Source organism: Dellaglioa sp. CoH-55-MRSF-6 (genome assembly GCF_056782215.1).
The window spans coordinates 210,431-232,448 of sequence record NZ_JBXAYJ010000001.1 but is presented as its reverse complement, the minus strand read 5'-3'; the positions used below and the strand labels follow the sequence as shown (position 1 = coordinate 232,448).

The window sequence follows — 22,018 nt, the reverse complement described above, 5'->3', positions numbered from 1 at the left end:
GACAACTTCGGTTGTTCCGCTGCGGCGGCTAGTGATTAGTTCGAAAATGGGGCATTTTTTACCTACCGCATTGTAGGTATGTCTGATTGTCACTGTTTTGTGGAATTCATACAATCTATTTACTTCGGTAAGTACCATAACAGGAAAGCATCAACTTCGGTTGGTGCTTTTTTTGTGCAGATAAATAGCCTTAGAAAATTACTTTCCAAGGCTATTATCACTATTTTTGAATTCTTATTGCTTCAACATCAAACACTTTATCAATCCAAGATTCATAAAATGGTGCTTCATGACTGACCAATAAAACATTTCCAGGAAAACGTCGGACTGCCTTTTGTAGCGCGTCTTTTGTATCATCATCCAAGTGATTAGTTGGTTCATCCAAAATTAAAAAGTTACTTGGTTTCAATTCAACTAAACTCAACTTAACTTTCATTTGTTCCCCACCACTCAAAATATTAATAGGTTTCATTGTATTCGCAGCATTAATCCCTGATTTAGCCAATCGGCGACGAATCGTTTTAGGTTCCAATTCAGGGTATTCATCTTGAATAATTTGAAGAGGTGTCATTTCTTTATTATCCCAAATTAAATCTTGATCAAAATAATTAACAACAACAGAATCAGAAAATTCAGCAGTTCCACCAAACGTTGGAATTAACTTCAAAATTGACTTAATCATTGTTGATTTACCAATTCCGTTAAATCCCTTTAAGACAACTTTTTCTTGATGTGATAATGAAAAAGTTACTGGTGATAGTAATGGCGTTTTATAACCAACTGATAAATTTTTAACGGCAAGCGTTGATGCGGATCCAGTATCTAGATAAGGAAAATCAAATTTACCTTTTACAGTATCACTTGGCGGTGTCACACGCTCAATTTTATCTAATCTTTTTTGTCTAGACTTAGCCATTGTGGCACGCGTTCCAGCTTTATTCTTTCGAATATAAGCCTCATCTTTTTCAATTTGAAGGCGTTGTTTCTGGAAAGCTTTTAGTTGCGCTTCTTTTTTAGCTTCTTTTTGCTTAATAGCTGATTTAAAATTCCCACGATATTTTGTGATTTTACCGAATGCAACATCAATAATTGTATTCGTGACATTTTGTAAAAATTCAAAATCATGAGAAATAACCATGAAACAGCCTTCAAATTGATTTAAATACTCAGTTAACCAATCAATATGTTCCGTATCTAAATAATTAGTTGGTTCATCTAATAAAATAACTTCAGGATTTTCCAATAATAATTTAGCTAAGATAATCTTAGATCTCTGACCACCACTTAATTCACTAACTTGATGGTCTTTTTCAATTGCATCTAATCCTAAACCAGTTCGAACACGGTCAATTTCTGTATCGATATCATAAAAATTTTTTGCCTCAAGTTCTTCTTGATATCTACCCGCTTTTTCCAACAACTTCTCGTCCATATTTTCAGCATAATCCGTATAGGCCTGCGTTTGTTTTTCACTAATATCATATAAACGTTGAAATGCTGTCTTCAAAAACTCAATAACCGTAATGCCTTCCGCAACTTCAGCATATTGATCTAAATAGCCAATTGTCGCACTTTTTTTCCATTTGATTTCGCCTTCATCAGGTAATTCTTGTCCAGTAATAATTTTGATTAATGTACTTTTACCAGCACCATTTTGACCAATGATACCCATATGATCCTCAGTGTTTAATTCAAAATGAGCATCCTCATATAATTGCTTATCCGCAAATTGATGGGAAAGTTGGCGAACTTCTAAAACTCCCATTGTAATCCTTCTTTCTAAAGACTAGTTATCATTGTTAACTTCCAATATTGCATTAAATACTTCTTGTGGTAATTCCATTTCAGCCTTAGAGCCCAATCGTTTATTAGCGCTTTGACGGCGTAGCATATCTTGTTTGGCAGCATTCTTTTTATCACTACTTGTTGTTGCGCTCTTACGAAGAGGCGGTACATTTGCACGCGAAATAGCTTTATTTTCGATAACTGCTTGTACTGGCATTGGGAATAATTTACGTGGAATTGAATATTTCAATTGCTCAACTAATTTCTGACCAATTTCCACAGCATCTTGTCTATGCACAACAAACCCTAGTGCATCGACTGTTGCATAGTTAACTAAAACGTCCATTTTAACAACGTCTGCTGTTTGATATCCTTTAAATTGCGTTTCCATTGTTGCATAGCCATGTGATAATGATTTTAATTGATTGAAGAAATCATAGGCAATTTCAGACGTTGGTAACGCATAATTCAATTCAGTTTGACCAGAATTGTATGACATATCTTGGAAAATACCTTTACGTTTTTCAGCTAATTTCATGATATCGCCCACTTGTTCATCTGGCACGGTCATATGAACATCTAAAAATGGTTCTTCAACATGATCAATTTCAGAAAAATTAGGGAATTGGACAGGATTATCAACAACAACTTCTTTACCATTTTTCAAAATAACGTGGTACGTAACATTAGGCGTCGTTGTTAACACCCCTAATTGGTATTCTTTTTCGAGACGTTCACGAATAATACTTAAATGTAACATCCCTAAGAATCCACATCTAAATCCTAGTCCTAAAGCATCTGACTTTTCTTCTTTATAATGGAAAGATGAGTCATTTAAAGCTAATTTTTGAATAGCTGATTTTAATTCTTTATAGTTATTATCTTTAGGATAAAATCCAGCAAAAACCATTGATTCTGATTCTTTATATCCAGGAAGTGCTTCTGGTGTCGGGTTACTTTGAGAAGTTAACGTATCCCCAATTTTAACTAGTTGAGGATCTTTTAGCCCTGTAATAACATAGCCAACATCCCCGGCATGTAGACTATCAACAGCCACCATGTCAGGTTTAAAAATACCTGCTTCTACTACTTGGAAATCAGTCGTTTGTTGCATAAATCGAAGTAAATTATTAGCTTTAAATTCACCATCAAAGACACGAATATAAGCCACAATTCCTTTAAATGCATCAAAATGTGAATCAAAAACTAATGCTTTAAGTGGTGCTTCAATATCACCGATTGGTTTTGGAATACGGTCTTTAATAGCCTCTAGAACCAAATCAACACCAATCCCAGTTTTAGCTGATATTAATAACATTTCGTCTTCATCAACGTCAGCTAATTCCATCAATTGAATTTTAGTTTCTTCAACATCAGCATTAGGATGATCAATCTTATTGATTACTGGAATAATTTTTAAGTTGTTTTCTTTAGCTAAACGGTAATTTGCAACCGTCTGTGCTTGCACACCTTGAGTGGCGTCCACCAATAAAATAGCCCCATCACTAGCAGCTAAACTTTTCGAAACTTCATATGAAAAATCAACGTGTCCCGGTGTATCAATAAAATTATATTCGTAAGTTTCACCATTAGTAGCTGTATAGTAACTACGAACCGTTCGTGATTTAACTGTAATCCCGTGTTCTTGTTCAACAGCCATTGAATCTAACAATTGACTAGACATCTCACGTTCACTGACAGTTTGTGTTTCTTCCATAATTCGATCAGCTAAAGTTGATTTACCATGATCAATATGGGCAATAATTGAAAAATTTCTAATTTGTGATTGTTTCATTATGATTAAACCTCATTTTCTAAATAATCATCTACTGTTTTAGAGTCTTTTTTATTATACGCTAAATTATCAACGTCGTAAGAAGAAGATTAAAAGCCGGTAAGAATGCCCAAGTATTTTAAAAACGAAAAAATAATGAACACAAATTTAACTAAGGTCAAATTCAGCTCATTATTTTTAATTTAAATAGTACCGTTTGCAAATTGGCTATTATATAAATCAGCATAAAACCCGTTTTTAGCAATCAAAGCATCATGATTTCCAGTTTCAATAATTGAGCCATTATCCATTACAATAATATTATCCGCATCACGAATCGTTGATAGACGATGCGCCACAACGAAACTTGTTCGGCTATCTAATAAGGTATCCATCGCTTTTTGAATCAAAACTTCAGTTCGTGTATCAACTGAACTCGTTGCTTCATCTAAAATTAAAATTTCTGGGTCAGCCAAAAATGCACGAGCAATCGTTAACAATTGACGTTGTCCTTGTGAAATATTTGAAGCGTCTTCATTCAGAACAGTTTGATAACCATCTGGTAATTGACGAACAAATGTATCAACATGAGCGGCTTTTGCTGCAGCATAAACCTCTTCATCCGTTGCATTTTCACGACCATATTGAATATTTTCCATAATAGTACCTGTAAATAACCAAGTATCTTGAAGCACCATCGAGATTGACTTACGTAAATCTTCTCGTTTCAAATTCTTAGTATCGACACCATTTAGTCGGATTGATCCCGCTGAGACATCATAAAAGCGTTCAATTAAGTTAATAATCGTTGTCTTTCCAGCACCTGTAGGTCCAACAATTGCTACCTTTTGTCCTTCGTTAACATCCAAATTATAATCTGTCATCAAAAGCTTCTTATCTGAGTAACCAAATTGAACATGATCAAAGGAAATTTTATTACCATTATCAGCAATTGGTAAGTCATCGTTACTTTCATCTTTCAATTCTTCTTCATCTAAGATTTCAAAAATTCGTTCTGCAGAAGCTACAGTTGCTTGAATCGTATTAGATAAGTTGGCAATTTGAGTGATTGGTTGTGAGAATTGGTTCACATATTGTAAAAAGGCTTGGACGTTACCTAAAGTAATTGTTCCTTGTGAAACCTTAATTCCACCAACAATTGCCACAAAGACATAGCCAATATTTTTAATAAAGTTCATTGCTGGCATAATTAATCCAGAAATAAATTGTGCTTTCCATGAACTTTTATAATAATCATTATTCTGTTTTTCAAAAATATCAATATTTTTTTCTTCTTTATTAAAAGTCTTAACAACCGTATGACCCGCATACGTTTCTTCCACTTGATTGTTCAAAAGTCCTAAACTCTTTTGTTGTCCAGCAAAGAACTTTTGCGAACGAGGCGCAATTAATGAGACAACAACCAAACTCAAAGGAACAATAATCAAAGCAATTAACGTTAATTGCCAACTAATTGAAAACATCATATAGAGAACACTGACAAAGGTCACAACACTTGTTACTAACTGTGTAAAACTTTGTTGTAACGTTCCAGAAATGTTATCCACATCATTTACAGCACGAGACATAATATCACCATTTGGATGTGTATCGTAGTAAGAAACAGGCACGCGTTCCATTTTAGCCTTAATATCTTTACGAAGTGCGTACACCGTTTTTTGAGAAATATTAGTCATGATTAATTGCTGCACAAAACTGAAAAGTGCAGACGCAATATACATAATACCAACTGTAAGTAAGATATTCTTAATTGCATCAAAATTAATTGGCAACGAGGTTACTTTCTGCCCCTGTTTCATTTGAGTGAATCCTTTAGTTACCCCAGAGAAAATCTCGGTTGTTGCGCGTCCTAAAATTTTAGGAGAAACCGCCTGGAAAATTACAGATATAATGGCTAGCACTAATACTATCCCTATTGAAATTAACCATGGTGACATGTATTTCGCTAAACGCCCAATTGTTTTCCAAAAGTTCTTAGGCTTTTCAACTGGTCGTCCAATATTGCCATGTCCACCTCGACCGCCCCGCATAGGTTGCGTTGCTTGTTTTGACTTATTATCTGCCATTACTCTGCATCCCCCTCTCTGATTTGTGACTGCATAATTTCTTGATAGGTTTCATTCGTGGCTTTCAATTCTTCATGAGTCCCTTTACCAACGATTTTTCCACCATCGATAACTAAGATTAAATCGGCACTTGTCACACTAGAAATCCGTTGTGCCACAATTACGACAACACTATCTTTGATGCTTTCATCCGTTTTAAGTGAGCCACGTAATTTAGCATCTGTTTTAAAATCAAGCGCTGAGAATGAATCATCAAACAAGTAAACAGAAGCTTTTTTAACTAATGCTCTTGCAATTGCAAGTCGTTGCTTTTGGCCACCAGAGAAGTTATCTCCACCTTGTTCAACTATGCCGTCTAAGCCATCCGCTGATTCTTCAACAAACGATTTAGCTTGTGCTATTTCTAGCGCATGCCACAACTCATCATCTGTTGCCGTTTCATTTCCAAACTGTAGATTACTTCGGATTGTTCCTCTAAAAAGAACTGTCTTTTGTTGAACAAGAGAAATTTGGTCGTGTAAGCTTACTTGGGTTAACTCATAAATTGATTTACCATCAATTTTAATATCGCCCGACTCAACATCAAACAATCGTGGAATTAAATTAATTAACGTTGACTTACCAGATCCAGTACCACCAATAATCGCAATCGTTTGACCCGCCTTTGCTTCAAAGTTAATATCTGTTAGGGCTTCTTTTTCAGCACCCGTATACCGGAAATTAACTTTATCAAATGACAATTGACTTGCTCCTACTTTACTACGATCAACTGTAATTGCATCAGGTTGGTCTTTTATCGAATTCTTCGTATCTAAAACTTCGTTGATACGTGCTGCAGCAGCTTGCGCACGAGGTAACATGACAAATACCATCGATAACATCATAAAACTTGATAAAATTTGCATTGCATACGTCATAAACGCAACTAGATTACCCACTTGCATCGACATATCTCCAATTAAATGACCACCATACCAGATAATTGCGATATTGGTTGCACTAAGAACTAAAGTCATCATGGGGAACATTAGCGCCGTAATTGAAAATACTTTACGGGCATTATCTGTATATTCTTTATTCACACGATCAAAACGATTTTGTTCATATTTATCTTGGTTAAATGCGCGAATAACACGAACACCTGTTAAACCTTCACGAAAGACAAGATTAATATGATCAATTCTTTTTTGTAACGTTTTGAACAGCGGCACTGCAAAATACATAACTGAAGCAATTAATATAATTAAAATTGGAACAGCTACTAAAAAAATCACGGTTAATTCTTTTTGTTTGTTATAAGCTAAAATACTAGCACCAATCAACATAATAGGCGCTTGGATCATCATTCTTAACATCATAACGGTAACGTTTTGAATTTGTAGAACATCAGTTGATGTTCTTGTAATTAAACTTGAATTTCCAATTTGATCAAATTCATGACTTGAAAAATTAAGTACTTTTTTGTAAATATGACTTCTTAATCTAAGTCCTAATTTTTGCGCTAAGCGTGAAGCGATAAAGACATTACCAACTGCCGCAACAATACCAATAGCTGCTACGCCTAACATGACATAACCCACCTGCCAGATATACGCAACATCGCCTTGTGAGACACCTTTATTAATCATGTCTGATGTTAATGTTGGTAAATATAAATCGCAGATAACTTGGACAATCATAAATATAAATGCACCAAACATTGCCCAAACGCTAACGCGATTTTTCATTACTTTTATCATTTATTTTTATTCCTTCCTTTTTGAAACACCAATAGCTACCCAGTTAGCCATTGTTTCATATTCTTTTTGTAACTCTTCAACAGGTATTTCAATACCTTCTCTTTGTTTTGAAAAATAATCATTAATAGTTTTCATAAATGGACTCATTAAAGAAAACATAAGTAAACTAATTTCTTCATCTGAGGAAATGGTTAGTAAAGACCGATCAATTTCACTCATAATATCAAAATCTGCTTTTAAATTTTGATGAAATGGTCCACCAAAATGTGGCTGTTTCCCACTATGATGCGGGTGGTGAGGATGATGTGGCTGCATCCGACTACTCATTTTAAAGTCCATTCGGACAAAGGCGTTTTTAAAAAATGCAGCATCTTCTCCGGACACTGTATTCGCAATCGTTTCTGAAAAAAAGGTCTTCATAGTCGTCACGACATCACCTTGATTTCGTTTTAATAATTCACCAAATCTTTTAGTTTGATTCTGTCGAATAGTATCAAAATAATAAAAGTATAAATCTTCTTTATTTTCGAAATATTGGTAAAAACTCCCTCGCGGAATATCTGCAATTTTTATGATATTACTAATTGATGCTTCAAACAGGGGTACTCTTGAGAACTCTTCTTTAGCAGCATCCAATATCCGTTGTTGCTTATCTTCATCTAAATTAAAATACGTTTTTTTAGGCATATTTTCTCCTTTATACAAAAAATGACAAGCTGTCATGTGACAACTTGTCATGTTACTAGTCTTTATTTAAAAATGCAACTTTATTTACTTATTCTTTTCTTAAAGATTCAACTGGATCAAGTTTTGATGCTCTGTTTGCTGGTAAGAAACTAGCAACCATACTAATCAAGACACTGATTAAAATACCAGAGAATACATAACTAGCTGTAACTTTAACAATCGTAACATCGAATGTTGCAACTGAGAATGCATTTAACCCAAAGGCTAAAATATACGTTACGCCAACACCAATTAAGCCAGATGCTAATCCAATTAGGAACGCTTCGGAAACAAATATACGGCGAATATCCTTACGACGTGCTCCTAAAGCTTTCATAACACCGATTTCTTTTGTTCTTTCAACAACAGATATATTTAGAACCACTAATATCATAATTGCAGAAACGAGCAATGATATCGCAGCTACGGCCGTTAAAACGTCTGTCAAAATATCTAACATTTGAGTAAACATTTCTGACATTTTTTCTTGAATTGAACCTGTGTAACCCAATGATTTAACTTTAGCTTTTATACCTGCCGTATTAGCCTTATCGTTTGTATGAAGATAAACAACATTTGGTTTAATTGTTTCATTATTATCTTCAACTAATTGTTGTAAGTCAGCGTAATTCAAGTAAACTAAACTGCTTGAACTGCTACTTCCAGATGCTTCATAAATTCCGGCAACTTTGAACGTTTTCTTAATCGTTTTTTCGTTATAAACAATCGCAATTTTAACTTGTTTACCAACAATGTTCTTGCCTAATGAATCTGCAGTTGTTTTATCTAATAAAATGCCATCCTTACCTGGTTTAGTACCCTTGGTAATGTTTGATTTTGTAATACCTGAGTTCATTGTACCCAACTGCATCAAACTAGCTTTTTTATCCTTATATGAAACTGTATTTGTACCTAGTGAAATTGCTGTATAACCCTTTTGTAGCTCATTCACATGTTTAATATTTGTTAACTTATTAATATCTTTTTTAGAAAATGATCCTGTCTGACCAGTAATTGCAGCCATTTGACTTTGTTGTTCTTTAGCTTGCGCTGCTTGGGCTTGAGAACCAGCAGCTGGTGTTGCTGTTTTAGAACTACTACTTGAAGAACTTGTTTTTGCCTTCATATGAACTTCAGTCACATTGGGATTCACGTAGCTAGTCATCGTATCCTTTATATAACTTGTTACCCCTTTTCCAAGCGATAACATTAAAACAACAGACATAATCCCAATACTTGAGCCAATAGCAACAAGTAAATTACGAGAAAATTTAGCTTTCATATTAAGTGCAGCTAATCGAATTGCAGACCATAGACTTAAATTCTTAGGCGTTTCGCCTTTAAATTCATCTTCATTAGTATGCAACTCTAATTGTTCTTGTTCGGAATCAGAAATAATTGCACCATTATCAATTCGTACAACACGACTTGAATATGCCGCAACGCGATCTGAATGAGTAACCATTAAAACTAATTTACCACGCTTTGCGATATCTTTGATAATTTCTAAGACAGCATCAGTTGTCTCTGAATCCAAAGCACCTGTTGGTTCATCAGCAATAATGACATCAGGATCATTCATTAAGGCACGTGCAATAGCAACACGTTGTTTTTGCCCACCAGATATTTGATCTGGCTTCTTTGTCATATGATCTTGTAACCCAACGTCTGTTAATAATTTTTTAGCACGTTTGACACGTACTGATTTATCAACATTTGAAAGCGTCATTGCCATAGCAACGTTATCAATCAAACTTAAATGAGGAATTAAATTAAAATTTTGAAAAATGAATCCAATACTCTTCTTATGAAAGTTAACAAGTTCTTTTTCAGAAAAATCACCAATATTTTCACCATTATACGTAATTTCGCCATCAAAATTTGAATCCAATCCACCTATTAAGTTCATTAATGTTGATTTACCACTTCCGGATTCACCAACTATTGAAACTAATTCTCCTTTGTCAAAAGAAGCATTAATGTCTTTTAAAGCCTTGAATGTCGTACCACCAGCCATATTATACGTTTTTGAAACGTTTTTTATTTCTAGAATCAATTTGTCTCCCCCTATTTCCGTTTTTATGACAGACTGTCATAATGAGCTGGTTTTTATTATAGATAATCACACTCACAAAAGCAAAGTATTTCGCTCCACCTTTACCCATTCTTTACAATTTCAGGTGTAAATCATTACACGATTCATACAGAACCATAACATTTAACTGATATTATGAAGTTGTTCTTAAATACGAATACAAAATAAAAGGGGAAGTTAATTATGAGAAAGAAAACAGCAATTATTTCGATAGCAGCAATGGGTCTTTTATTGTTGGCAGGATGTGGTAAATCATCATCTTCTTCAGATGATTCATCAAAAATTACAGGTAAAATTACTATTGTTGGATCAACTGCTTTACAACCTTTAGTTGAACAAGCAGCTGAAACCTATCAAGCAGATAATTCAGGTTTAACAATTGGCGTGCAAGGTGGTGGCTCAGGTACTGGTTTAAGCCAAGTTTCTACAGGTGCTGTTACCGTTGGTAATTCTGACATTTTTGCAGAACAAAAAGACGGCGTAGATGCTAAAAAGATTGTTGATCACAAAGTTGCCGTTGTTGGTATTGCACCTGTTGTCAACAAAGATACAAAAGTAACTAACCTCTCAAAAGCACAACTTGCTAACATTTTCTTAGGTAAGACAACAAACTGGAAAGAACTTGGCGGAGCAGACCAAGCGATTGTTGTCATTAATCGTGCTTCTGGTTCGGGTACACGTACCGTATTTGATAGTAGTATCCTTCCAAATAAAACAGCTAAACAAACACAAGAACAAGATTCAAACGGTACAGTTCAAAAAATGGTATCTTCAACACCAGGTGCCATCAGCTACTTAGCATTCTCGTACTTAAAAGATAACATCCAAGCATTATCTATTGATAACGTTAAACCAACATCAAAAAATGTTGAAACAAACAATTGGAAAATTTGGTCATACGAACATATGTATACTAAAGGTTCTCCTAACTACGCAACAGCTAAATTTATTGGTTATATTCAATCAGACAAAATTCAAAACGGCTTAATCAAGAAATTAGGTTATATCTCAATTTCAGATATGAAAGTTGAAAAAGACGCTAAGGGTACTATTGAAGAAATTAATAAATAGCTGTAAAAAATAGAACATTCAATACAAAAAGCTCATAATTATTAGATCTAAATCTAATAATTATGAGCTTTTTTATATTTAAATAGTGTTAAAGGTTATGAAATTTGTTTTATATTGGTATATTGCGCCAATCATATTAGCATCTCCATAAAAATAACATGTTTTTAAATTATACTTAAGGCCATCCGCACGTTTGGCAATGATTAATTGATTAATATATTTATTTAGTGTTTTAATCAAACCAGGTCTTTCAGATATAGCGCCTCCAATTAAAACAAGGTCAGGATCATACGATACAAGTAGATTAAACACTCCTACGGCTAAATGTTTATAAAAATCATCTACAATTTGGCATGCCTTATCATCACCAGAGTCAGATAAATCAAATAATTGTTTTCCGTTAATTTCACGATTATTTTCTGAAGAATACTGTTTGGCAAGATTTACTGGACTAACCAACTCACTGAAAGTACGATCATCATTTACATCTAAAATCATGTACCCAAATTCGCCACCAAATAGATTACTTCCGGCCTTTAATTTTTTATTCATTATTACAGAACCACCAACTCCAGATCCAATGATAATAGAAACAAAATCATCTACATCTTTAGCGTTTCCAATCCAATTCTCAGCTAATGCTGCACAATTAGCATCGTTTTGTATAGAAACTGGTACGCCTAAATATTGTTCCAACTCATCCCTAATCGGAAAATTGTGTATATAAGGGATGGCGCTAATCCCATGAATAATTCCATTTACCGTATCAACTGATCCTGGAGAACTAATGGCTATACCTTCAGCGTTCTGACAACTATTATATAAATTTTTAATTAAAGTTTTCATATCTTTCCACGTCTCAGGGGTCTCCCTCTTACCACGTGAAATGAACTGATTTTCTTTCCATTCTCCATACTTTACGGTTGTCCCACCAATATCAATTGCTAATATAGTTCCCATTGTTCTCCTTTTCAGTCATTCGACTAATATTTTTAGTATCTGATAATTATAATTTTTAATAAACGTATTAAATTAAAGAAGTTCTCATAGCACGTCTATAATGCGTCATTTTATACGGCGTTTTTTTTAATTGATTTATACATAGTTATAATTTCTTTAGCTAAATCAATATAACAGATACTCGTCATTAGCCAATCTTGCGAATGTATCAAATACAAATTAAGTTTCGTTTTTTCACCATTGGCCTCTTTTGTTAACAAAGTAGTTTGGATATTGTGCACCTTAGTTAACGCCTCTTGTGCTTGGTTCATAAAATCATCAGATTTAGAAAAATCAGACTGCTCAGCCATGCGGATTGCTTGAGCGGCAAATCCCTTCGCATTCCCCGATTCCATAATAATTCCCATTATTACAGTCATATCTTTATCATTCATATTTTTCATCCCCATTTCACTAAATTTATTTTATTCCGCAATTAAATTTACTGCTGTTTGTAATACTTTTTCACCGTTCATCATCCCATAATCTAGCATATCAATGACGTCCATAGGAATTCCAGCAGCATCAGTTTTACTTTTAATTTCTTCCTTCATATAACTGACCTGTGGCCCTAATAACAATACATCCGGATGAACACTTTCAATTTGATGGTCTACATCTGATGTTGATGTTGCAAATATTTCATAATCTTTTTTCTGCTTAGAAGCTGCCGCCTGCATTTTTGATACTAGTAGAGATGTAGACATACCAGCTGAACAAGCTAACATAATAATTTTTTTCTCCATGATTTTTTATTCCTTTCACTCTGCTTTATTATTTAATTCTTGCTCTTGTTCTTGATTACATAAATATTGATCATATTTTTTAGCGAATGGATAGTATCCGACAGCTGATATTACTAACGTTACCGCTTGCCATAAGGCCATCTTCCAACCTCCAATTAAAAATCCTGAAATAACTGCTGGCGTTGTCCAAGGTGCCGCAACACCATTTAAAGGTGGTACAATTCCGAAATAAATTACCCCATAAGTAGAGATTGCTACAATAACTGGTACCATGAAAAATGGTATAGCTAAAAATGGATTCATAACTAAAGGTAATCCGAAAAGAAAAGGCTCATTAATATTAAAAATAGCTGGAATAAGCTCAATTTTACCGATTGTTTTAAGCTGAACAGATTTAGCTGCAACTAGTGTGAAAATAACTAGTCCGATGGTTATTCCAGATCCCGTCAAGTTAATAAAATTATTATAAAATTCATTAGTAACAATATGTGCCCCGTTACCTAACGATAATTTACCAGCTTGATATAAAGCAGCGTTTCCAGAAGTATTAGGAATTAAGAAGGCTCCTGCAATTCCACCGACAATCAGTCCTCCGTGAACACCAAAGAACCAAAAGAATGATACTAAGAAGGCAATCAATATAGCCCCAATTAATGAATCTGATAGTCCTTGCATAGGTGCTGCTAACATCTTATAAATGAGATTTAACATATCTGTATTTAACACTGTCTTAATTAAAGCAAAGATTAACATAGTAACAGTTAATATAACACCAGATGGAATCATGGCAGTAAATTGATTAGCAACACTAGTTGGCACTTGTTCTGGGAGTGTTATTTTCCAACCAGCTTTAATCATTTTTGTATATGCCCAACCTACCAAAATACCTACAATAATTGCAGCCACCATTCCTTGACCGCTCAACCAACTAATGTTAATTACACCATTAACTGGCGACTGCATGAATGATTGAAGCGAATGAGGTAATTTGTCTATATTTTCTGTTATTGCAGAACCACTTAGGACCTCTTTACCAGCACTGTTAACAATACCTGCTCCATTTTTACCCATTACTCCGGCTAAAGGTGCGGCCACTTGGAGCATCTGTAACATCAAGAAAGATGATAATGCTGTCAATGCAGCGGGTAATGCCTCATATCCCTCATTACGAACATATACGTACGCGATACCAACTACCGCCCAGATAGATAAAATACCAAATGTTGTTGTATATGCTTGTGTGAAAAATGCTGACCAACCTGAATCTTTAAGCGCATCTGCAACACTTGGCACCGGGAAATTGGACAAAATTAAAAATATGGATCCTATAATAATAAAAGGTAATGCGTATACCATTCCATCTTGCAGAGCCCTTATAGGTTTTGTATTCACAAATTTCATAATTATAGGTAATAACTTATTCGTAATGAACGTGTTTGCTTTATTTTCAGTTTTATTTTCCATTATATTTTTTCTCCATTCTCTTCTAAGATATCCTTAAACCAATAATATGATTTTTTTGGAACTCTCTTCATATCTTTCAAATCATGATTTGTTCTATCAACAAAAACTGCACCATATCTTTTCTCCATGTCACCATGTGAACTAGGAATATCAATTAATCCCCAACCCAGATAGCCCACAACTTGAGCACCATCAATAAACATTGCATCCTTCATAGCCTTAATATGACTTTTATGATATTCAATTCGAGCATCATCTTGGATTATATTTGTGCTGTCCCTGTGCTCCTTGATGCCAATTCCATTTTCAATTGGAAATACAGGTAATCTATAACGATTATGCAAATCTGTAATTACATTTCGGAATCCTAAGGGATCAATATTCCATGACCACTCACTACTAGATAAATAAGTATTTTCTTCTACACTATAATTCATATATCTATTTGGTGCCTCGTCACTTGGAATTTTATCAGCATCCATGACCATTGTGCGATAGTAACTAAAGGAAATGAAATCAGATTTAATTTTATTTAAATATTGCTTATCTCTATCTTTAAAATCCATTTGAATATTATTCACTTCTATATATTTAAGTACTTCAGGAGAATATGATTGTCCGACAAATAACGAATTTAGATTTTCATAAATAAATTCATTTTGTTTTCTTACTGCAAAAGAATCTTTTGGATTAGTCGTTGCTGGATAAACTGGTGTATATGCCAACATACCTCCAATCTTAAGTTCTTTATATTGTTCATGAATATATTGTGCAATTTGTGCGTGAGCTATCATCGTATGATGGAATATGGTATACATATCGTCAATTGTTTTTTCCGTCTTGGTATATCCAGAAATATGAAATGTTTCATCAGTGAAGTATAGATTATGTTCATTAAATGTAATCCAATATTTAACTCTGTCTGAAAAATGATCAATAACGACTTTCCCAAACCTAACAAAAGCATCAACAGTTTTACGAGATAGAAATCCACTTTGCTTTTGGGCCAACGCTAACGGCATGTCAAAGTGATAGAGACAAACCATTGGCTCAATACCACGCTTAATCATCCCATCAATTAATCGGTCATAATACTCAAAACCTTTCTCGTTGATAGTTCCATCACCATCAGGTACTATTCGAGTCCACGATATCTGAATGCGATACATATTCATATTCATATCTGCAATTAAATCCAAATCTTCTTCATATCTGTTAAACTCATCAATCGCATCGTGCCAATCGGATACACCTTTATCTGAGTCACGGATATCATAAACTGATAGCCCTTTACCATCTGCCTGCCATGCTCCTTCTGTCTGCATACTTGATACAGAATTACCCCAATAAAAACCTTTAGGCATCTTATTTTCATTTATCATATATCAATCAACCCTTCTTCTAATAAATTATTTTTTAACTAAGAAATCGCTTTCATTTACTATTATATATCTTTTGTATAATAAAACAATACTTTTGTTATACAAAAGATATATGTTTTATTAAACTCTGGCTATCACTTATATAGAAAAGAGGGTAGTTGAGTGTTATAATTCGGTATTAACCGATTAATTAGTCATACTAAATATCGGTACAATATTCTCTAATTCTAAAATAGTTACATCATACCTATTTTTTTTGAGATCTAATTTTTAATAAGCAGAGTAATATACTTTTTAAAATCGCACCTAAAGTTTAAATAATACTAAATTTGACATTAAAATCTATGGGGGAACAGGGATTTATGAAAAAATATGAGTTAGTTAAAAATATAATTCGGGAACGAATACTTTCTAATATATATCCAAAAGGTAGCATTTTACCTGATCAAAAAGTATTATCTGCTAGCTTCGATGTCAGTTCAATAACCTTAAAGAAGGCGTTAGATGACTTAGCACGAGAAGGATTTATATTAAAAAAATCTGGTTTTGGAACAGTTGTTATAGGTCCCTCGACTCTTATCAATAGCGTTGATGCACCGGCAGATAATTTTGATGGATTAAGTAAACAAGAAGGACGGGACAGAATAACAAGTCACGTCATTAAGTTTGAAGTTGTATTCCCTCAAAAAGAGGTTCAAACTCATTTAAATATTAGTGCAGAAGAGCCAACATACCATATTATTAGACTCCGACTTTTAGATGGAAATCCTTTCATCTTGGAAGATACGTACATGCCTGTTAAATTAGTTCCAGGTTTATCAAAATCCGTACTGGAAACTTCCATATATAGTTATATTAAAAATACGTTAGGGTTAAATATGTCAGGTATGTCTAGAAAAATACAAGCCAGACAAGCCACTGAATTAGATATCAATTATTTAAACGTTGTTGAACAAACGCCAATATTAGAAGTAGAACAAATTGTTTGGCTTGTGAATGGTCACGCCATCGAGTACTCAAAATCAAGAAATGAATTTAATAAACGCTCTTATTTTGTTTTTGAATCAAATTAAACTGGCACACTTATGAACTAACTTACATTAAAAATAATTATCTGTACTTAATATATGTGGGTACGCAAAAAGGCATAATTCCAAAGTTATATTGGAATTACGCCTTTTTGCGTACAAAGTATTTAAATATTATTTTTATAAATTAGCATCCATGTTAAATATTATTTTTATAAATTAGCATCCATGTTAAATGTTAATTTAGATAATGTTAATCCTTCAGTAATGAATTGACCAATCATGTTCATCGTTCTTTCACGCATATCAGCAACAATTGCGTAATTTTGTTGTGTGAGGTAGTTTGTTAATTCATCCCCACTCATATCTGTAGATGCTGCATCAATATCAGCAACCATCGTCTTCAACTGTTGACGACATGCCTTTAAGTAATCAACATTTTCTTGAATAAAATGAGAATAATGTGATTCTGTTAACATCGAAACCGTACGATACATCCAATAAGCACTATTCATATCTAGTGTTAACGGTGTTTCGCTGTAACTTGGGTCTGTGTCTGTTGCATTCGTGTAGAATGGCACAAATGGTGCAAATGCTGGAACACCTAAACAGATCCACATTAATGCAGAATGTGCATCATCAACATTATTTCTCAATTGAAGAACGTGTGCATTTTGTGTTCTATTCATTGAAATAGGACGGAATCGTAAACGATCTTCATCAGCACCATGACCAAATGGATCATATTGTGTTTCATTGTAATGTGAACCTAAAATAGCAGTCACATCTTCAACACTGATTTTTTTATTTGCGTAACAAATGAATGGTAATTCACTTGAAGTTGGTTCTTGCTTAATTTCTGGATTCAAACAACGTTGACCATACCAGACACGAGGTGTGTTGTAATGACGATCTTTTTCTGTGTCTGTTCCAAAAATATGACGGAAGTTCCAGCCTGTTTTATCAGGGTTTAAATGATGCTCTTCTACATATTCACGGATACCGTCTGACCACATAAAGTTATCTGTATTATCAAAATCAATTTCTTGAATAGCAACTTGATTAGCTGCAACAGCATAAGCATCATCTGGAATACGTTGTGCAATCCAGTGATGTCCGGTAACAATTTCCATGTACCAAACATCATTTTTATCACTAAATAAGACACCATTTCCTTCAGGTGAACCGTATTTTGTAATTAAAGCCCCTAAATATTCAACACCATGTTTTGCTGATTTAATATAAGGTGCAACCATTGTTTGTAATGAATCTTCTGCTAAACCATTTTTAATTAAAGGATCGTATGCTAAAACACGTTCATTCGCATAGACACTTTCTGTTGCGCTCATTGCAACATTTTTTTCATTAATACTACTTTCATCAAAGACACCTTTGCTGGATACCTCAACATTAGGTGTTGCTGTCCAGCGATACCCATTTTCTGGTAATGGTGCAGTAAACCCATTTTTATTCGAAGTTAACGTTTCATGACGTCCGGTTACTGCAGGGTACATCAAGAATCGTTGTGGTGTAATAGGCAAAAACGTATCATCATTTCTAGCAATCATCGTTGAGCCATCAATTGTGGCCTTCTTACCAACTAAAATTGTTGTACATGCTTGTTCCATCATAAATAATTCACTCCTTCTCATTATTAAATACCCTTATAGTGTACAACTTTTATCTTCATATAAACATGCTATTTTTATATACTTTAAGAAACAGTTAAATCTAGTTTACAACTCTAGATGTAAATGCTAATATAAAGATATTACGTTAAGGGGGGTTATCATTTGAGCCAAAAAGTTCCATCATCTTTTTTAAATTGGCTAGATAGCTTAAAGAAAATTACATTACCTGATTGGCAAGATTTCCCGGAATTAGACCTTTATATGGATCAATCCGTGAAACTTGTTAATCAATACTTAGAGCCATTACACTTAATGCCTGTAACACCTACAATGGTCAATAATTACGTAAAAAAAGAAGTTATGTTTAAACCCATCAAAAAAAGATATCGCAAGGAACATTTAGCAGCAATCATTGTTATTACTGTTTTAAAATCTGCTTTTCCGTTAGATGTTATCAAGAATGGTATCGACCAAATTTTAGTCGATAACTCATCTGAAGATGCTTACATGAACTTCGCTTTAATTTTTAACGAACAACTTAAATCTTTAACCTTTGATACCAACTTAAAGCCCGTCACGACTGAAACAACAATCATTGAATTAGAACAACGAACGGCTGCAAGTGCCGTGATTAATCATATTATCAGTGAAAAATTAGTTATATTAATGAAGGAGGCCAATTAAATGATGAGTAAAGAAAAAATAGCAGTATTAGTAGATTCAGGTTCGGATATTCCTAAAGAATTTATGGAACAGGAACATATTTATATGGTCCCTATTTTAATTACATTCAGTGATGCAACTTACTTAGATCGTATCTCTATCTCACCTGCGGAAGTTTATGAACGTATGGAGACTGAGATTCCAACAACCGCAACGCCTTCAGGTGGCTCAATTAACGACGTTTTTGACCAAATTAAAGCCGATGGCTATACACATGTTATTGCAACAACGATCTCAAGCGGTTTGTCTGGTACTTATAATTCAATTAAAACATTCGCCAAATTATCATCATTAACTGTTGAAGTCATCGATACAAAAAATGTTGGTATTGGTGGTGGATTAGCTGGTATTTTAGCATCAAACTTAATTAAAGAAGGCAATTATTTTGACGAAATTGTCACAAAGGTTCAACTAGCGGTTGATAGAAGTAGTGTCTTTTTCTATTTACCAACCCTACACTATCTTCAAGTTGGTGGCCGTATTGGACGTGTCTCTGGTCTTATGGGGAATCTCTTAAACATCAAACCAATTATTTCATGTGATGAAAATGGTATTTATTATCCTATTGCAAAAGCTCGAGGCGAAAAAGCTGCACTAAAAAAATTATTATCACTCGTTGATGATAAGATTGGCGATTCTCTTCATTTCGATATAGCCGTTGCATATGGTAATAATGAGCCTTTAGCAGCAAGTATCTTCGAAACCTTAAAAACTAAGTATCCAAATGCTGAACATTTTTACTTTGGCGATGCATCACCTGCTCTTGGTGTTCATGCTGGCCCTGGTGTTATCGGTATTGGTGTTGAAATTTTAGACTAAAAATAAAGAAGCAAACCGATAAATACGGTTTGCTTCTTTATTTTTAGTCTAATTAGTTGCATACTTATTTTCAATTTGTTTAAGCATTTTTTTGAAATTTCTCTTCTTAAAGAAACTCATAAGAATACTCATGAAGGCATCATTCATTTGTTGCATCTTGCCTTTAGAAGTCATGACTTCTTTATAACTTAACAAACAACGTTTATCATCAATTACCTTAATATCGTAACTTACATCAAATTTATTACGATTGTTATCCGTTTGAAAATGATAACTTTCGTTTTCAACTATTTTTGTTACTTTTAAAGCAGCTGATTGTGTTTTTGAAAACTTTTTCGTGAACGCAAAACCCTCTAATTGATTTTTTGTTAATTTCTGACCTGTCTGATCTTTAATATCATATAGTACGGACTCCATAATTTGATCAAATAGATAATCTGCAGGCATTTTTAATTTCATTTCCATTTCCATCAGTCATTCGCCTCCATTTTTAGTCATTAAATCCATTTTGTTCTGTCATTTTTTTAAACCAGTAACCGCTCTTCTTAATTGTGCGTTTTGCTTCATTATCTAAATCAACACTAATAAATCCGTAACGGTTCTTGTAAGCATTTAACCATGACCAATTATCCATACATGTCCACATATGGTAGCCATGAACGTTACTACCTTCTTCAAGTGCCTTATGAACCCATTTCAAATGATCTTGAACAAATTCAATTCGATAATCATCATTAATTTGCCCATCTGCATTAATAAATCTGGCTTCATCTTCAACACCCATCCCATTTTCAGAGATGAAACAATCAATATTACCATAATTATCCTTAATATTGATTAGTGCATCATAAATTCCTTTTTCATAAATTTCCCAGCCACGATAAGGATTAACTTTTTTTCCAGGCATATCGTATACTGTATAAAAATCTTCAGGCATCCAGCCATTTTCACCTTCTGGTTCGGCTTTAATTATTTTCGCCGCTGCTCGCCTTGGTTGATAATAATTAACGCCTAATAAATCGATAGTATTTTCTTTAATAACATCTAAATCACTTTGATGATAGATTGGCATTAAGTCATATTCATGCAACCACTCAACAATATCTTGAGGGAAAGTGCCTTTAATTGCGGGATCTAAAAATGAACGATTAAAGAATCCATCAACAAATTTGGCTGCTTTAACATCTGCTGGATTTGTCTCATCTTTTGGATACGTTGGCATTAAATTTAAAATAATCCCAATTGTGCCACCTAAATTGAGTGAATGATACTTTTCAACTGCTTTAGCACTTGCCAATGCTTCATGATAAGCCACCTGGACACCATGCTTTAAATTACGTTCATCAGGTAAATGCCATCCATATAAATACCCACCCTCAACTGGAACAATCGGTTCATTTTGAGTAAACCATTTTTTAACGCGATCGCCAAATAATTTAAAACAAGTTTCTGCATAGTCCGTATACAAGTCTACAACTTCACGATTTAACCAACCACCATTTTCTTGTAACACCATTGGCATATCAAAATGGTAAAGGTTCATAAAAGGTTCAATTCCAGCGGCAATTAAATCATCTATTAAATGGTTATAAAAGGTAACAGCTTCAGGATTAACCTCTCCAGTGAATGGATTTGGAATCAAACGTGACCACTGAATTGAAGTCCGATATGAATTATGACCTGTTTGTTTCATCAAAGAGATATCTTCTTGGTATTTTTGATAAACCCTTGATGTATTTTCGGGTCCAACCTGATTAAAGAACTTTTCAGGGCTTGCTTGATACCAAGCATCCCAAATATTATCAGCTTTTCCATCTCCTGAAACACGACCTTCAGATTGTGGTCCACTCGCAGCTGACCCCCACCAGAAATCTTTTGGAAATTCATATTTAACCATAGTAAACTCCTTTATTTAACACAAAATCTCTTTACAGAATAACGTAAAGAGA

18 protein-coding genes are annotated in these 22,018 nt (G+C 33.9%); 4 read left to right on the top strand and 14 right to left on the bottom strand.

All coding sequences use genetic code 11. The features are described from left to right. Positions 1-220: 220 nt before the first annotated feature. The 6 genes from AC1RPK_RS01070 to AC1RPK_RS01045 all read right to left on the bottom strand — a co-directional run bounded on the left by AC1RPK_RS01070 (position 221) and on the right by AC1RPK_RS01045 (position 10,128). The gene (locus tag AC1RPK_RS01070; RefSeq protein WP_481760969.1) at positions 221-1,765 is read right to left on the bottom strand and encodes an ABC-F family ATP-binding cassette domain-containing protein; all 1,545 of its coding nucleotides are present in this window, start codon (positions 1,763-1,765) and stop codon (positions 221-223) included. 21 nt (positions 1,766-1,786) lie between these two features. Further along, entirely contained in the window at positions 1,787-3,580 is a 1,794-nt protein-coding gene (gene lepA / locus AC1RPK_RS01065; protein WP_481760970.1) for a translation elongation factor 4, read from the bottom strand. 182 nt (positions 3,581-3,762) lie between these two features. Next, positions 3,763-5,646 carry an ABC transporter ATP-binding protein gene (locus tag AC1RPK_RS01060; RefSeq protein ID WP_481760971.1) on the bottom strand — a complete coding sequence of 628 codons (1,884 nt, stop codon included), beginning with the start codon at positions 5,644-5,646 and terminating at the stop codon, positions 3,763-3,765. Next, positions 5,646-7,385, bottom strand: a complete 1,740-nt coding sequence (locus tag AC1RPK_RS01055; RefSeq protein WP_481760972.1) for an ABC transporter ATP-binding protein — start codon at positions 7,383-7,385, stop codon at positions 5,646-5,648. Before AC1RPK_RS01055 ends, AC1RPK_RS01060 begins: the two co-directional genes overlap by 1 nt. A 6-nt stretch (positions 7,386-7,391) precedes the next feature. Continuing rightward, entirely contained in the window at positions 7,392-8,072 is a 681-nt protein-coding gene (locus AC1RPK_RS01050; RefSeq protein ID WP_481760973.1) for a TetR/AcrR family transcriptional regulator, read from the bottom strand. Between the two features lie 88 nt (positions 8,073-8,160). Further along, positions 8,161-10,128, bottom strand: coding sequence for an ABC transporter ATP-binding protein/permease (locus AC1RPK_RS01045; protein ID WP_481761143.1), 1,968 nt, complete (start codon positions 10,126-10,128; stop codon positions 8,161-8,163). A gap of 261 nt (positions 10,129-10,389) precedes the next feature. Here AC1RPK_RS01045 and AC1RPK_RS01040 point away from each other — a divergent pair, with 261 nt between their 5' ends. Then, positions 10,390-11,277: a phosphate ABC transporter substrate-binding protein PstS family protein gene (locus tag AC1RPK_RS01040; protein WP_481760974.1), complete on the top strand. Its 888-nt coding sequence runs from the start codon at positions 10,390-10,392 to the stop codon at positions 11,275-11,277. A 78-nt stretch (positions 11,278-11,355) separates the two neighbouring features. Here AC1RPK_RS01040 and AC1RPK_RS01035 read toward each other — a convergent pair whose 3' ends face one another. The 5 genes from AC1RPK_RS01035 to AC1RPK_RS01015 form a co-directional block, all read right to left on the bottom strand. After that, positions 11,356-12,237, bottom strand: coding sequence for an ROK family protein (locus tag AC1RPK_RS01035; RefSeq protein ID WP_481760975.1), 882 nt, complete (start codon positions 12,235-12,237; stop codon positions 11,356-11,358). Between the two features lie 110 nt (positions 12,238-12,347). After that, positions 12,348-12,680, bottom strand: a complete 333-nt coding sequence (locus AC1RPK_RS01030; RefSeq protein ID WP_481762169.1) for a PTS lactose/cellobiose transporter subunit IIA — start codon at positions 12,678-12,680, stop codon at positions 12,348-12,350. Positions 12,681-12,701: 21 nt separating this feature from the next. Continuing rightward, complete coding sequence (locus tag AC1RPK_RS01025) at positions 12,702-13,022, bottom strand: PTS sugar transporter subunit IIB (RefSeq protein WP_481760977.1); 321 nt, start codon at positions 13,020-13,022, stop codon at positions 12,702-12,704. 15 nt (positions 13,023-13,037) lie between these two features. After that, the gene (locus AC1RPK_RS01020) at positions 13,038-14,486 is read right to left on the bottom strand and encodes a PTS sugar transporter subunit IIC (RefSeq protein WP_481760978.1); all 1,449 of its coding nucleotides are present in this window, start codon (positions 14,484-14,486) and stop codon (positions 13,038-13,040) included. Further along, entirely contained in the window at positions 14,486-15,868 is a 1,383-nt protein-coding gene (locus tag AC1RPK_RS01015; RefSeq protein WP_481760979.1) for a glycoside hydrolase family 1 protein, read from the bottom strand. Before AC1RPK_RS01015 ends, AC1RPK_RS01020 begins: the two co-directional genes overlap by 1 nt. 362 nt (positions 15,869-16,230) lie before the next feature. Between AC1RPK_RS01015 and AC1RPK_RS01010 the strand changes: the two genes are divergently transcribed. Continuing rightward, positions 16,231-16,941 carry a GntR family transcriptional regulator gene (locus AC1RPK_RS01010; protein WP_481760980.1) on the top strand — a complete coding sequence of 237 codons (711 nt, stop codon included), beginning with the start codon at positions 16,231-16,233 and terminating at the stop codon, positions 16,939-16,941. A 167-nt stretch (positions 16,942-17,108) separates the two neighbouring features. Here AC1RPK_RS01010 and AC1RPK_RS01005 read toward each other — a convergent pair whose 3' ends face one another. Then, on the bottom strand, positions 17,109-18,527 hold the full coding sequence (locus tag AC1RPK_RS01005; protein ID WP_481760981.1) for a C69 family dipeptidase: 1,419 nt from the start codon (positions 18,525-18,527) through the stop codon (positions 17,109-17,111). A 162-nt stretch (positions 18,528-18,689) separates the two neighbouring features. Here AC1RPK_RS01005 and AC1RPK_RS01000 point away from each other — a divergent pair, with 162 nt between their 5' ends. Both AC1RPK_RS01000 and AC1RPK_RS00995 read left to right on the top strand, forming a co-directional pair. After that, entirely contained in the window at positions 18,690-19,211 is a 522-nt protein-coding gene (locus AC1RPK_RS01000; RefSeq protein WP_481760982.1) for a DUF1836 domain-containing protein, read from the top strand. After that, entirely contained in the window at positions 19,212-20,069 is an 858-nt protein-coding gene (locus AC1RPK_RS00995; RefSeq protein ID WP_481760983.1) for a DegV family protein, read from the top strand. It begins immediately after the preceding gene. Between the two features lie 48 nt (positions 20,070-20,117). On the opposite strand, the gene AC1RPK_RS00990 is transcribed toward AC1RPK_RS00995, so the two are convergent. Both AC1RPK_RS00990 and AC1RPK_RS00985 read right to left on the bottom strand, forming a co-directional pair. After that, positions 20,118-20,540, bottom strand: coding sequence for a DUF3284 domain-containing protein (locus AC1RPK_RS00990; RefSeq protein WP_481760984.1), 423 nt, complete (start codon positions 20,538-20,540; stop codon positions 20,118-20,120). Positions 20,541-20,559: 19 nt separating this feature from the next. Further along, on the bottom strand, positions 20,560-21,966 hold the full coding sequence (locus tag AC1RPK_RS00985) for a glycoside hydrolase family 1 protein (protein ID WP_481760985.1): 1,407 nt from the start codon (positions 21,964-21,966) through the stop codon (positions 20,560-20,562). Between the last annotated feature and the right edge of the window lie 52 nt (positions 21,967-22,018).